The organism is Streptomyces sp. NPDC005566, from assembly GCF_040605575.1.
In the GTDB taxonomy this organism is placed as follows: Bacteria; Actinomycetota; Actinomycetes; order Streptomycetales; family Streptomycetaceae; genus Streptomyces.
The window spans coordinates 1-14,095 of the sequence record NZ_JBEXDB010000018.1 but is presented as its reverse complement, the minus strand read 5'-3'; the positions used below and the strand labels follow the sequence as shown (position 1 = coordinate 14,095).

General features: G+C 70.2%; 13 protein-coding genes and 1 rRNA gene. 11 read left to right on the top strand and 3 right to left on the bottom strand.

Translation table 11 applies throughout. The annotated features are described in order from the left end of the window. Positions 1–62 precede the first annotated feature (62 nt). The 6 genes from ABZS61_RS26240 (at position 63) to ABZS61_RS26215 (ending at position 7,247) form a co-directional block, all read left to right on the top strand. Entirely contained in the window at positions 63–371 is a 309-nt protein-coding gene (locus ABZS61_RS26240) for a hypothetical protein (RefSeq protein ID WP_014047394.1), read from the top strand. Between the two features lie 179 nt (positions 372–550). Next, positions 551–1,417 (top strand): hypothetical protein, encoded by an 867-nt coding sequence (locus ABZS61_RS26235; protein ID WP_356426070.1) that lies wholly within the window; start codon positions 551–553, stop codon positions 1,415–1,417. Further along, the gene (locus ABZS61_RS26230) at positions 1,407–2,762 is read left to right on the top strand and encodes a hypothetical protein (protein WP_356426067.1); all 1,356 of its coding nucleotides are present in this window, start codon (positions 1,407–1,409) and stop codon (positions 2,760–2,762) included. Before ABZS61_RS26235 ends, ABZS61_RS26230 begins: the two co-directional genes overlap by 11 nt. After that, complete coding sequence (locus ABZS61_RS26225) at positions 2,759–4,309, top strand: SCO6880 family protein (RefSeq protein WP_356426064.1); 1,551 nt, start codon at positions 2,759–2,761, stop codon at positions 4,307–4,309. The genes ABZS61_RS26230 and ABZS61_RS26225 overlap by 4 nt, the downstream gene beginning before the upstream one ends. 30 nt (positions 4,310–4,339) lie before the next feature. Next, complete coding sequence (locus ABZS61_RS26220; protein ID WP_356426061.1) at positions 4,340–5,758, top strand: ATP-binding protein; 1,419 nt, start codon at positions 4,340–4,342, stop codon at positions 5,756–5,758. A 1-nt stretch (position 5,759) separates the two neighbouring features. After that, positions 5,760–7,247, top strand: a complete 1,488-nt coding sequence (locus tag ABZS61_RS26215; protein ID WP_356426058.1) for a type IV secretory system conjugative DNA transfer family protein — start codon at positions 5,760–5,762, stop codon at positions 7,245–7,247. A 31-nt stretch (positions 7,248–7,278) separates the two neighbouring features. Here ABZS61_RS26215 and ABZS61_RS26210 read toward each other — a convergent pair whose 3' ends face one another. Together ABZS61_RS26210 and ABZS61_RS26205 are read right to left on the bottom strand one after the other, a co-directional pair. Then, positions 7,279–7,830, bottom strand: coding sequence for a GNAT family N-acetyltransferase (locus ABZS61_RS26210; protein ID WP_356426055.1), 552 nt, complete (start codon positions 7,828–7,830; stop codon positions 7,279–7,281). Between the two features lie 54 nt (positions 7,831–7,884). Further along, positions 7,885–8,985 (bottom strand): FAD-dependent monooxygenase, encoded by a 1,101-nt coding sequence (locus tag ABZS61_RS26205; protein ID WP_356426052.1) that lies wholly within the window; start codon positions 8,983–8,985, stop codon positions 7,885–7,887. Between the two features lie 158 nt (positions 8,986–9,143). Between ABZS61_RS26205 and ABZS61_RS26200 the strand changes: the two genes are divergently transcribed. The 5 genes from ABZS61_RS26200 (at position 9,144) to ABZS61_RS26180 (ending at position 13,912) form a co-directional block, all read left to right on the top strand. Further along, positions 9,144–10,136, top strand: coding sequence for a GntR family transcriptional regulator (locus ABZS61_RS26200; RefSeq protein ID WP_356426049.1), 993 nt, complete (start codon positions 9,144–9,146; stop codon positions 10,134–10,136). A gap of 95 nt (positions 10,137–10,231) precedes the next feature. Further along, positions 10,232–11,170, top strand: a complete 939-nt coding sequence (locus tag ABZS61_RS26195) for an ATP-binding cassette domain-containing protein (RefSeq protein ID WP_356426046.1) — start codon at positions 10,232–10,234, stop codon at positions 11,168–11,170. Then, positions 11,167–11,958, top strand: a complete 792-nt coding sequence (locus ABZS61_RS26190; RefSeq protein ID WP_356426042.1) for an ABC transporter permease — start codon at positions 11,167–11,169, stop codon at positions 11,956–11,958. Before ABZS61_RS26195 ends, ABZS61_RS26190 begins: the two co-directional genes overlap by 4 nt. 32 nt (positions 11,959–11,990) lie before the next feature. Then, entirely contained in the window at positions 11,991–13,250 is a 1,260-nt protein-coding gene (locus ABZS61_RS26185; RefSeq protein ID WP_356426039.1) for a histidine kinase, read from the top strand. Continuing rightward, positions 13,247–13,912: a response regulator transcription factor gene (locus tag ABZS61_RS26180; RefSeq protein ID WP_356426036.1), complete on the top strand. Its 666-nt coding sequence runs from the start codon at positions 13,247–13,249 to the stop codon at positions 13,910–13,912. Before ABZS61_RS26185 ends, ABZS61_RS26180 begins: the two co-directional genes overlap by 4 nt. 91 nt (positions 13,913–14,003) lie before the next feature. On the opposite strand, the gene rrf is transcribed toward ABZS61_RS26180, so the two are convergent. Then, positions 14,004–14,095 (bottom strand): 5S ribosomal RNA (gene rrf / locus ABZS61_RS26175); the annotation flags it as partial.

Genomic DNA, 14,095 nt, shown 5'->3' with positions numbered 1-14,095 from the left:
TAGAGGGCGACCCGTGTCGTACGGCACGGGCGGCGAACTACCCATCAGGGGCGGTGACTTACATGATCCTGGCAGCTGAGAAGGGCGACATCACCACCATCATCGGCGGAATCGCCCCGAACTGGGGGCCGTTCGGGACCCTGGGCAACGAGGCGCGCATCATGATCGAGGTGGTGATGGCGGTAGCCATCCTGCTCTGCCTCGGCATCGCGATCTGGGGTGCGGCGAAGCAGCGCATCGGCGCGACGGCCCTGCGTGACACCTTCAGCGCGGAACAGGGCAAGGGCCTGATCGTGGCGGGCCTGACCGGAGTCTTCATCATCGGCTCCCTCGGCACCCTATTCACGATTGTGTACGGGATGGCTGTCTGACCTGCTTGCCGGCCTCCCTGCCCCGGGCTGTCCCGCCCACCCACACCACCCGTCCGTCGTGCCCACCGGCAGAGGTTGCGTCCCCTGATGTCGAGTCACCACACCGCGCCCACGCGGCAACCAGCACAGCTACCGTCGTACTACGCGGAACTGCACACGGCTGAGGGGGCGTACGCGGCATGAGCCAGGGCGACGAACGCGGATACGGTGACGAACCGGGCGGCCGTACGGAAGATATGTACAGCACGCTCGGCGGCACGCGCCAGACCCGTACGCGGCTTCCCGGCGGCGACGAAGGCGACGGCTACGGACGCCGGCCCGCCAGGAACTCCCGATCCCTGGTCATGATCGTGGGCGTGGTCGTTCTCCTCATCGCCGCTATCGCGTTCGCGAACCAGAGCGGGAACGGGGGCGATGCTTCCGGCGGCAGCGGGAAGGAACCGCCCGCCGCCGGCACCGGACCCACGGCCGCGACGGGCACGAAGCCGGTACAGGGCAAGAACGGCACGATCCCGTCAGGCTTCGCACAGGACGAGCAGGGGGCGCAGAGCGCGGCGGCGAACTACGCGGTGGCGCTGGGGTCTGCGGGAATGTTCAACAAGGACAGCCGCCACGAGATCGTCAATGCGATCTACACCTCCAAGACTGCCGCTGAACTCACAGTCCCTCAGGACGCAGCGTATTCAGCTGATTTTCTGTCCAAGCTCGGCCTGGATCCTGAGGGCAAGGCGCCACAGGGCAGCACATTTGTCTCGCGGACAATCCCCGTAGGCACCAAGGTGGTCAGCTATCGCGGAGACACCGCCACGGTCGACGTCTGGTACACGGGCCTGATCGGCATGTCCGGGCAAGGGTCTACAGACCCTGTGAGTACCTCGTGGAAGACCTGGACCGCTGAGCTGACCTGGGCTAATGGTGACTGGAAGATTGCAAGTGACACGCAGAAGGACGGCCCTGCCCCGGTCCCCGGTGATGTCGCTGCTTCCACCTCGGACGAGATCAGCAAGGCCGTTGAGGAGTTCGGAGGCTTCACCTATGCCCGCTAGCCGTCCGCTTCGCCTGCGGTCGTTCCTGTCCGTAATGGCGGCACTGCAAGCAACTTCTGTGCTCCTTGCAACCCGAGCTGCAGCCGCGCCATCTCCAACTCCCTCCCCGAGCGAAAGCAACAGTCCCTGCGACCTACTCATTGGCCCTGCCAAGGAGTATTGCGTGGACGGCGACTCAGCCCGCGGGCGCCGCTCCCCCACCGTCACCGACGACGCCCTCGACCCCCTCTCCTCCCTGGCCCGCGGCTGCGCCGACGCCGCGTCCTGGACCGTCGGCAAGCTCAGTGAGGCCGTGGAGGGCACCGCCACCGTCGACTTCACGAACCAGCGGTTCCTCCAGCAGTACGCCGTCGTCTTCGCGGCCTCCACCATCCTCACGCTCGTCCTGTGGCTCCTCGCCGTGGCCAAGCGCGCGATCCGCGGCGTTCCGCTGACCACCGCGATCTCCGAGGCCATCGGCTTCCTCTGGCTGACCGTCCTGGCTTCCGCGTTCACGCCGCTCATCCTCTACACCGTCGTCTCCGCGACCGACGGCGTGACCGAAGGCATCGCGACGGCCACCGGCGGCCAGACCGACGTCTTCTTCGGTTCGTTCGCCGAGGCCCTCAAGAAGGGCACCGACATCGGCGGCGGCCCGATCATGCTGATCGTCGTGTCGCTCGTGTCGATCCTCGCCGCCGGAATCCTGTGGCTGGAGCTCGTCATCCGGGCTGCCCTGCTCTACGTCGGCGCCCTGCTCGGCGTCGTCGTCTACGCCGGGCTCGTCGACAAGAACATGTGGGGCCACGTCCGCCGCTGGGCAGGCATCATGATCGCCGTGATCATGGTCAAGCCGGTCATCGTGATCGTGCTCGGCCTGGCCGGTGCGCTCTCCGAGGACGACGGGCCGAACGCCATGTCCGCGGTCGTGTCCGGGCTCGCCATCATCCTGCTGGCCATCTTCGCGTCCGCGATGATCTACCGCTTCGTCCCCGGTTTCGGCGACGAGATCCAGGGCGCCCGTACCAACCGCAAGCAGGCCACCGACGGCTCCCAGGCCGCCGCGCTGATCAGCTCCCCGGCCGCGCTCGTCTCCCAGGGCATCAAGACCCACAGCGGACGCGGCGGCGAGGGAGGCGGTGGAGGCGGCGGTGCCCGCCCCGCCAACCCCGCCAGCGGCGGCGTGGCCGCGCACAGCTCCCGCGGTTCGGGGAGCGGGGTCGGCGGCGGATCTGTCCCCTCCGCCGCACCTCCGCCCCGCAGCGGGTCCGGGCCCACCTTCGGAACCCCCCACGGCAGCCGCTCCTCGCGAGGCGGCGGTTCAGGCAGCACAGGTAGCACGAGCACAGGAGGTGGCGGGCGTTGACGACCCAGTCCCACACGATCGCGCCCCGCCGTACGTATCTCATCGGCCGCGCCAGGCCGAACGCGATCGTCGGCAAGAACCGTGAGACGGGCGAGATCGCGCTGATCATCGTCGGTGCGTTCCTCGGCATGATGAGCGGGCTCCTCGTCCCGGTCCTCTCCCTGCGGATCGTGGCCCTCATGGGCTTCCCCATGCTGGCCCTGGCCGTCGTGTACGTCCCCTACAAGGGCCGCACCTTCTACAAGTGGTTCGAAATCAACCGCAGTTTCAAGCGCACCCTGCGCCGCGGTACGGCCTACCGTTCCACCGCCATGGAGGCGGGTGTCAGCGCCGACGGGCGTGAGGTGGAGATCGGCCCGCCGCCCGGCATCGGCCGGATCAGCTGGCTCGCCGCGCCGTTCGGACCGGACGAGATCGCCGTGCTCCTGCACGCCGACCGCCGGACCGTCACCGCCGCGATCGAGATCGAGGGCCCCGGTGTCGGTCTGCGCGACAGCGAGGACCAGGAGGCCCTGGTCGACAGGTTCGGCACCCTGCTCAAGCATGTGGCCAACGGCGACGGCTTCGTGACCCGCATCCAGATGCTGGCCCGAACGCTCCCCGCCGACCCCGACGCCCACGCGAAGGACGTCGCCCAGCGCGGCGACAAGGCCGCGCCGGGCTGGCTCCAGGAGTCCTACGACCAGCTCCAGTCGATGGTCTCCACCTCCAGCGAGCAGCACCGCGCTTATCTCGTCGCCTGCATGCACTACAGCCGCGATCTGGCCGCCGAGGCAAACGCCATGGCCCGTGCGGTCCGCCCCCAGGGCCGCCGCAAGCTCGACCGTGACGCCGGGCTCGCCGTCGTCATGGCACGCGAGCTCACGGACATCTGCGCACGTCTCGCCGAGGCGGACATCCGGGTCCGCCAGCCGCTCGGCCAGAGCCGGCTGGCCTCGCTCGTGCACTCGATGTACGACCCGGACCACCCCATGGACCACATCCAGGCCATGACGAAGCGCAACGCCTGGCCGGCCGAACTGGACGCGGTCGAACCCACGTTCCTGCAGGCGAAGACCCGTGAGTCGACGACCCGCGCCCCCTGGTGCCATGCCACGGCCTGGGTGAAGGAATGGCCCATGACGCCCGTCGGCGTCAACTTCCTGGCCCCTCTCCTCGTCCACACGCCCGACGTCATCCGTACGGTCGCGGTCTGCATGGACCTCGAGCCCACGGAGGTCGCCATCGAGCGGATGCTGACGGAGAAGACGAACGACGAGGCCGAGGCGAGCCGCCAGGCCAAGATGAACCGCACCGTGGACCCGCGCGACATCGCCGCGCACGGCCGGCTCGACCAGCGGGGTGAAGATCTGGCGAGCGGTGCGGCCGGGGTGAACCTGGTGGGGTACATCACCGTGTCGTCCCGGTCGCCCGAAGCCCTCGCCCGCGACAAGCGGACGATCCGGGCCTCGGCCGGCAAGTCGTACCTGAAGCTGGAGTGGTGCGACCGTGAGCACCATCGCGCCTTCGTGAACACCCTGCCGTTCGCCACCGGCATCCGCCGCTGACCACCAACCGAGAGGCAGGGCAGTCACGCCATGCGAGACCCGCTGTCCGCGTTGTCGGATGCCTTCACCGCTTTCCTGTTCGGGAAGGTGGAGACGACCCGGCTGCCGGTCCGTACGTCGACGGGCCAGGCCCAGGCCGTCTACCTGCCGACCGCCGCGCCCGGCCTCGGCGACTCCGGCGTGATCATCGGGCGTGAGGTGTACTCCGGCAAGGGCTACATCTACGACCCCTTCCAGTTGTACGGACAGCAGCTTCCCGCCCCGCACTGGCTGGTGCTCGGCGAGTCCGGCAACGGCAAGTCCGCGCTGGAGAAGACGTACGTCCTGCGCCAGCTCCGCTTCCGCGACCGCCAGGTCGTCGTCCTGGACGCCCAGGGCGAGGACGGTGTCGGCGAGTGGAACCTCATCGCCCAGGAGCTGGGTATAACCCCCATCCGGCTGGACCCGACCGCCGCGCTGAACGACGGCATCCGGCTCAACCCGCTCGACCCGTCGATCACCACGACCGGCCAGCTCGCCCTGCTCCGCACGATCATCGAAGTCGCCATGGGCCACGGCCTCGACGAGCGTTCCGGCTTCGCGCTCAAGGTCGCGCACGCGTACGTGAACGACACCATCACCGACCGCCAGCCGGTCCTGATGGACATCGTGGAACAACTGCGCCACCCGGAGCCCGAGTCGGCCGAGGCGATGAACGTCGACATAGACGATGTACGGGCCTGGGGCCTGGACGTCGCCCTCGTCCTGGACCGGCTGGTCGACGGTGACCTGCGCGGCATGTTCGACGGCCCGACGACGATCGGTATCGACCTCGACGCACCGCTGATCGTCTTCGACCTCTCGCACATCGACCGCAACTCCATCGCGATGCCGATCCTGATGGCGATCGTCGGCGTCTGGCTGGAGCACACCTGGATCCGCCCCGACCGGAAGAAGCGCATCTTCCTGGTCGAAGAGGCCTGGCACATCATCAACTCTCCTTTCGTGGCGCAGCTCTTCCAGCGACTGCTGAAGTTCGGGCGACGGCTCGGGCTGTCCTTCGTGGCGGTGGTCCACCACCTCAGCGATGTCGTCGACGGGGCCGCTGCGAAGGAGGCGGCGGCCATCCTGAAGATGGCGTCGACGCGGACGATCTACGCCCAGAAGGCCGACGAGGCCAGAGCGACGGGCAAGGTGATCGGCCTGCCCAGGTGGGCGGTCGAGATCATCCCGACGCTGACCCCTGGCATCGCGGTCTGGGACGTCAACGGCAACGTGCAGGTCGTCAAGCACCTGATCACCGAAGCGGAACGCCCCCTGGTGTTCACCGACCGTGCGATGACAGAGGGTTCGACGTCCGACATGCTCCCGGAGGACATCCGGGCCGCAGAGCTGGAGGCGGAGCAGCGGGCGGCGCGGATCGAGCACCAGCACCGGCTGAACGAGTCGTCCGAGTCAACGGTGGCATGACATGGCACGCCAGGCACCATCCCGTACGGAGCGCGGCGGCGAGGGACAGGGCGGCATCCCGGACGGTCTGCTGATCGGCCTCCTGGCCTTCATGTTCGGGCTGACGGTGCTGGCCTGGACGGCCACGGGGCTGGCCGGACTGTTCGCGCACGGCGCCTGGCCGACGGCCGTCACCTTCATGCGGACGCCGTTGGCCCTGCGCGCGCTGGTCACCGACCCGCAGAACCTTCCGGCGGCCTGGCCCGACACCCCGGCGGGCGAGCTCTCCGGGTACGGCCTGTTCTGGGGCCTGTTCATCGGCGAGCTGATGGTGCTGGTGGTCCTGACGGTGTTCGTGGTGGGCGTGGTGGCCCGCTGGCGGATGGTGCGGAAGCAGAGGGCCGCGGGGGCCGGAACGTACGAGCCCGAGCGCGAGGCCGTTCGCCGTGCGGAACCCGAGCCCGAGCCGGTACGTCCCGCTGCGCCGGCCCCCGCGTTCGTCGAAGCGGTCCCCGCCCCCGTCCGCGAGTACGAGCGCGAGCCCGCTCCCGCGTCCGTCCCCTCTCCCCGCACCCCTCTCCTCGTCTACGGCACCGCCGCCACCCGCCGCCCCACCGTCGTCCAGGCCATCCGGGAGGCCGGCGGCCCGGCGCTCGTCGTCACGTCCGACCCCACGGTCTGGGCCGAGACGAAGGACGCCCGCAGCAAGCTCGGTCCGGTCCTCGTCTACGACCCGGGCCATCTCTGCGACACCCCGGCCCGCCTCCACTGGGCGCCAACCGCCGGCTGCGAGGACCCCGCCACCGCGGCCGCCCGGGCCGCCGCCCTGCTCGCCCCGGTGCGCCCGTCGGCCAGGGCCGACAGCTCCATGGCCGACACCGCCGAAACGCTTCTGCAGTGCTGGCTGCACGCCGCGGCCGTGGACGGCCGCCCCTTCCGCCAGGTCCACCGCTGGGCGTCCGGCGGCAGCGCCCACGAACCGGTGCGCCTGCTCCGTACCCACCCCAAGGCCGCCTCCGGACTCGCCGGACTGCTGGAGTCGGCGCTCACGGCATACCCCGAACGCCGCGAGAGCGCACAGGAACTGACCGTACGGGCCTTCGCGGCCCTCTCCTCGGTCCACATCCGCGAAGCCTGCACACCCAACCGATCCGATTCGCTCGCACTGGAATCTTTTGCGCGTGAGGGGGGAACGCTCTTTGTGGTCGGCGAACCCATCGAGGATCCCCGCCACCGTCCCGGTGCGATGCCCCTGCTCACCGCACTCGCCTCACACGTGGTCGAGCACGGCCGCCGCATGGCCGCACGGTCAACCGACGGTCGGCTCGACCCACCAATGACCCTCGTCCTCGACGACGTCGCAGCCGTGGCTCCGCTTCCCCAGCTCCCGGAGCTGCTGTCGACCGGTGAGGACCACGGGATGCCGACCCTGGTCCTGCTCCGCTCGCAGGAACAGGGCCGGGCCCGCTGGACACAGCAACTGCAGCCCCCCGGCACCGGCATCCGCTGAGCCCACCGAAATCCCCCAGGTCACACAGCCGCTAGGCCCGCTCGATCACGTACTCCAGTTCGCGCGCGGCCGGATCGTGCGGCGCGGGCACGGTGCGCCCCGACGGCACGAAGCCGAACCTCCGGTAGAACGCCGCGGCCCGGGGGTTGTGCTCGTGGACGTACAGCCGCACCCGCTGGACACGGGGCGCGGACAGCGACCAGGCCCAGTCGACAGCCGCCCCGAACAGCGCGTCGACCACACCGCTCCCCCTCGCCTCGGGCCGCACGAACACCCCGACCACATGTGCCTGGTCGACCTCGGCAGCCTCCCCGAAGCGCACCTCCTGCGCGGGCCGCTCCACGAGCACCGATGCGGTACCCACCCACCGGCCGTCAGGTGCCTCGGCGATGAACTGCCGGACCTGCGCACCGTCGGCGGCATCCGTCGTCCGCTGCTGCCAGAACGCGTCGGGCATGGCGGTCGCGTGCTCGTACGTCTCCGCGAACGCGACCGACGCGACGGGATCCTGCAGGGCGTCCAGCCGGATCTCCCTGGCCAGGGGCCATTCCTCAGCCCTCACCGCTCGTATGACGTGTTCCATCCGGCGATGGTGCCCCGCCGCACGTGTCCAGGCAAACGGGATTCCACCGCCTTCTCAGCTGTCCAGCGCGAAGGCGTTCTTGGCGCGCGTGACGGACTCCTCGGAGGCCGGACCGCCGGGGTTCTCGGTGGCCAGGTCCTGGTTGAGGGTGACGAAGGGGCGCATCCGCTCCTCGTAGCGGGCGTACGCGGCGGTGTGGTCGCCCTGCGCCCGGGCCAGGGAGTCGGCCAGCACATGGGCGCCCACGAGAGCCAGGCTGGTTCCCTGCCCGGAGAGCGGGGAAGGGCAGTAGCCTGCATCGCCGAGCAGGGCCACCCGGCCGCGCGACCAGTGGTCCATACGGATCTGCGCCATGGCGTCGCAGTAGAAGTCGGGCGCCGCCTGCGCGGCCTCGGCCAGGCGCGGACCCTCCCAACGCAAGGACGCGAGCCTGTCCACCACGATGCGCCGAAGTGCACCGGTGTCGTGGGCGAGCGGGCCGGACTCGAAGCCGAAGGCGACCCTGAGCTCGGAGTTGTCGCGTACGGGCATGATGCCGAAGCCCACGTCGCCGTCGTTCAGCCACATCTGCCAGTTGTCCAGGTCGAGGAAGTTGTCCGCGCGGAACACCGACAGATAGCTGCCCAGATGGTGCGCGAAGCGTTCCTCCGGCCCGAAGGCCAGACGCCGTACCGCCGAGTGCAGCCCGTCGGCCCCGACCACGAGGTCGAAACGGCGGGACGGCCCGTGCGCGAAGCCGACCTCGACACCCGCCCCGTCCTCGTCGAGCGCGGTGATGCTGTTGCCGAAGAGGTACTCGACACCTTCCTGCGTGTGCTCGTGCACGAGGTCCACCAAATCGTCGCGCAGCACCTCGATGTCTTCGCTGTCGAGGCGCCCGCTGCTGAAGGTCGCCTCCGTGGACCGGTGGATCTCCTGACCCTCCGGGTCGAGGACCGACATCCCGCGCATGCGGGTACGGACCTGCCTCGCCCGCTCCAGCAGGCCCATCCGCTCGACGACATCGAGTGCGACACCCCGCACATCCACGGCCTGCCCGCCGGCGCGGGGGCCCGTCCCGCGTTCGACGACGGTGACCCCGAAGCCGTGGCCGCGCAGCCAGTGGGCGAGTGCCGGCCCGGCGATGCCGCCGCCGGAGATCAGAACAGTGTGCATCAGAAGCTCCTTTCGTACGGTGTACGCGACTGAACGTACGACGTACGCGCGATCGCCTCAACCGGGCCTAGAACTCCCCTGTACTAGGGCAGTTGCCATGGGATCCACATTCCCGCTGCTACCCTCTGCACTAGTACAGGAGAGGTAGGTGCAGGAGCGTGACGAAGCCCACAGCCGTGCGGGGGGAGCCGCCGTACCTGCGCATCGCTGCCGAGATCCGGCGGCGCATCCGGGACGGCGAACTGGCCCCCGGGGACCGGGTCCCCTCGACCCGTCAGATCGCCAAGGACTGGGGCGTCGCGCTCGCCACCGCCACCAAGGCCCTGACCACCCTGCGCCTGGAGGGACTGGTCGAGGCCCGGCCCAGGACCGGCACGGTCGTTGCCGCGGCCGCCCCCCTCGCACCGCCCCGCAAGCGTCAGACCCCTGCCCCGTCCTCCTCCACGGCCTTCTCCGCCCCGTCCGACGATCAGGAGCTGACCCTCGAGCGCATCGTCCGCACCGCCGTCGACATCGCCGACACCGAAGGGCTCTCGGCGCTCTCCATGCGCGGCATCGCGGCCCGGCTCGGAGTCGCCGCCATGACGCCCTACCGGTACGTGCCCAGCAAGGACGACCTGGTCCTGCTCATGGCCGACGCCGCGTTCGGCGAGACGTTCTACCCCGCCGACGTTCCGCAGGGCTGGCGCGCCCGCGCGGAGCTCGGCGCGCGAACCCTGTGGACCCTGCACCGCAAGCACCCGTGGCTGGCCCAGCTCGACTCCCTCACCCGCCCCCTGCTGGTGCCCAATCTGATGGTCCACGGCGAATGGTCGCTGAGTGCCCTGGACGGTCACGGCCTCGCGCCCACCCAGCTGTTCGACATCCACGTACTGCTCTACAGCCACGTCCAGGGCCTTGCGGTGCACCTCGAGCGGGAGGCGAACGCCGCAGCCACCACGGGCCAGTCGGAGGACCAGTGGATGGACAGCCGCGCCTCCACCCTCAAGAACCTGGTGGACTCCGGCCGCTTCCCGACCTTCGCCAAGGTGGTCGGGGCTTTCGAGGACGGCTACGACCTGCGCCTGGACACACTCTTCGAGCTCGGCCTCAAGGCCCTCCTCGACGGACTCACACCCGTCATCGAAGGACAGGCCGGACCGCAGAAGTAGCGGCGCCCCCGCGTCGTACCCCGGTACTACGGCAGCACCGGCGTCCCGCCCCCGGTCGGACGACCACCGGCGGCCCGCTCCGTAGCGTCGGCCGCATGATCAGGGCATACGAACTCAGCAAACGCTACGGCGACACCACCGTCGTCCAGGACCTCGACTTCACGGTCCGGCCCGGTACCGTCACCGGCTTCCTCGGCCCCAACGGCGCCGGGAAGTCCACGACCATGCGCATGCTCCTCGGCCTGGACGCCCCCACCCGCGGCCGTTCAACGGTCGGCGGTCGCGCGTACGCCACCCACAGCGCACCCCTCACCGAGGTCGGCGCCCTGCTGGAGGCCCGTTCCGTCCACCCCGGCAGGACCGCCTTCAACCACCTGATGGCGCTCGCCCACACCCACGGCATCCCGCGCAGCCGCGTCGAACACGTCCTCGACCTGGCCGGCCTGACCGCGGTCGCCCACACACGCGTCAAGGGCTTCTCACTGGGCATGGGCCAACGGCTCGGCATCGCCGCCGCGCTCCTCGGCGACCCGGCCACCCTCATCCTGGACGAGCCCGTCAACGGCCTCGACCCGGAAGGCGTCCTCTGGATCCGCAACCTGCTCAAGTCCCTGGCCCAACAGGGCCGTACGGTGTTCGTCTCCTCGCACCTGATGAGCGAGACGGCCCTCACCGCCGACCACCTGGTCGTCATCGGACGCGGCCGGCTCCTCGCGGACACCACCGTCGCCGACTTCGTGGCCACGGCGGGCGGCGCCTCGGTCACGGTCGTCACCCCACAGGCCCCGGCGCTGCGCGCACTCCTCGGGGGACCCGGCATCGACATCACCCACGCCCCGGGCGCGGAACCCGGACAGCTGGAGGTCCGCGGCACGGACGCGGCACACATCGGCCGCCTCGCCGCCGCCCACGCCATCCCGCTGTACGAACTCACCCCGCGCACCGCCTCCCTGGAGCAGGCCTTCATGGACCTCACCCAGGAGTCGGTCGAGTACCGGATCACCGCCCCCGAACCGACCGGAGTCCCCGCATGACCACCGCCCCCGCACCCACCCCGGCGTACCGCGTCACCCCGGCCCGGGTCCTGCGCTCCGAAGCGCACAAGCTCCGGACCCTGCGTTCCAGCTGGATCACCCTGGGCTCCGCCGCCGCCCTCGTCCTGTCCGTCGGCATCATCATGGGCGCCACCTACACGTCCGACGGCGGCGACTCGGACGTCGACACGGTCATCCTGGTCCTGTTCGGCTCCACACTCGGCACGCTCTGCACCGTCGTGCTCGGCATCCTGGTCACCGCGGGCGAGTACTCGACCGGCATGATCCGCGCCACCCTCACCGCCGTACCCACGAGACTCCCCGTCCTGTGGGCCAAGGCAGCGGTCTTCACCGTCACCGTCTTCACCGTCATGGCCGGCACCGCACTCATCACCTTCGCCGCCGCCCAGCTCTTCCTCCACGACACCGACCAGGCCGCCTCCCTCACCGAACCGGCCGTGCTCGGCGCGGTGCTGGGCAACGCCGCCGGCACCACGTTCCTGAGCCTGATCGCCCTCGCACTCGGCGCCCTGATCCGCTCGGTACCGGGAGCGATCGGCGCCTTCATCGGAGGCGTGATGGTCCTTCCGGAGGTCCTGACCATGCTCCCGTACGACGCGGTGGAAGCCGCCGTCCGCTACTTCCCCACCCAGGCCGCAGGCGTACTCGGCTCCGCGACCCCGCTCCCCGGCGCCGCACCCGTCGGCGGAGCCCTGGTCGCCCTCGTGCTGTGGTGCGCGGCAGTCCTCGGAGCGGCAGCCCTGCTCCTGCGACGCCGCGACGCATGACGCCCGCCGGGCCCGGAGGCGAGGATGTACGCGTGACGGACGACGACGACACGAACCGGCTCGCCGGCCCCGCCCCGCTCACCGGGCACATCCAGCGCCTGCTCCAGCGCGTCCGCGCGTACGACCGGCGCCGGCCCGTCGTCTGGAACGCGCTGACAGCGGCCTTCTGGGTGCTGTTCGCCGTCCTCGACATCTCATCCGGCGGCTGGCGCACCGTAGCCGTCGACCCGGACGTGCCCGCGCCGCTGGTCCTCACGATGAGCGTGGCGTTCTCCGCCCCGCTGCTGTGGCGCCGCAGCCACCCCCTGGCCGTGCTCGTGTTCATGGCCCCGTTCTCGCTGATCAACGTCTGGTCGGGGGCGGTCATCCAAGCCGCGTTCCTCCAGGAGATCGTGGTCTTCAACATCGCGGTGCGGCTGCAGCTGCGCGCCCTGGCATGGTCCGGCGCGATCGTGATCGCCCCGCTCGTGATCGCCTCGGGCCACTTCCCGGACGGCTTGGACCGGCTTTTCCTCCCGCACCTCTTGGCGTTCGCGTTCGCGGCCCTGCTCGGCATCGTGGGCCGTACGCGCAAGGAGTACACCGAGGCCCTCGTCGACCGCGCCAACCGCCTGGAACTCGAACGCGACCAGCAGGCCCGCCTCGCGGCCGCCGCCGAACGCACCCGGATCGCCCGGGAGATGCACGACATCATCGGCCACAACCTGTCCGTCATCACGGGCCTCGCGGACGGCGGCTCCTACGCCGCGGCCAAGAGCCCCGAACACGCCGCCCAGGCCCTGGAAGCCATCGGAACGACGAGCCGTCAGGCCCTCGGTGAACTCCGCCGGCTGCTCGGTGTCCTGCGCGACCGACCCGCCGAGGCCGACCGCACCCCGCAACCCACCCTGGACGACATGGACGCCCTGCTCGCGGGTGTACGACGAGCGGGCCTCCCGGTACGTCTCCACCGCCACGGGACGCCTCCGCCCGAAGCACTCACCGCAGGCAGGCAACTGACGGTCTACCGGGTGGTGCAGGAGGCCCTCACCAACACGCTGAAACACGGCGGCCCGCACCCGGGCCTCGCGGCGGAGGTCACCCTGACCTACCGGGCGACGGAGCTCGAAGCCCTGATCACCGACAACGGCACCCCGCGACACGAACCCGTCCCACCCGACGGCACCGCGCAGGGAATCACCGGGATGCGGGAACGCGCTTCCCTCTACGACGGCACACTCGAAGCGGGCCCGCCCACCACGACCGGCTGGCAGGTACGGCTCCGACTCCCTCTGGAGGACTCCCCCTCGTGACCACCGTGCTCATCGCCGACGACCAGGCGATGCAACGCTTCGGCTTCCGCATGCTGTTGGAGAGCCAGGACGACATGACGGTCGTCGGCGAAGCCGCCAACGGCCACGAGGCACTCCAGCTGGTCGCCCGGCATCAGCCGGACGTCGCGCTGATGGACATCCGCATGCCCCTGCTGGACGGCATCGAAGCCACCCGGCGCATCGTCAGGGCCGGTGCCCCCACCCGCGTCCTGATCGTCACCACGTTCGACCTGGACCGGTACGCGTACGACGGGCTGCGCGCAGGCGCCAGCGGCTTCCTGGTGAAGGATGCCCTGCCGGAGGAACTCCTCTCCGGCATCCGGGCCGTGGCCGGCGGTGACGCGGTGGTCGCCCCGAGCCTGACCCGCCGACTCCTGGACGCGTACGTACAGCATCTGCCGTCCGCCCCCGGCGGTTCCGCCACCCAGGACACGCGGATCGCTTCGCTCACCGGACGGGAAAGAGAAATCCTCACCGTCATCGGGCAGGGCTGGAGCAACACGGAGATCGCCGAGCGGCTCCACCTCGCAGAATCGACCGTGAAGACGCACGTCACGCGCATCCTCGCGAAAACGGGAGCGAGAGACCGCGTCCAGGCGGTCATCCTGGCCTACGACACGCACCTGGTGACCCCGGCCTGACATGGCCTGACAACCCGAAAGGGGTCGTGAACGGGTTCAGAACGCAGAAAAGCCCCGTGCCACAAGGGCACGGGGCTTTCCCGGAATAATTGTTCGGCGGCGTCCTACTCTCCCACAGGGTCCCCCCTGCAGTACCATCGGCGCTGAAAGGCTTAGCTTCCGGGTTCGGAATGTAACCGGGCG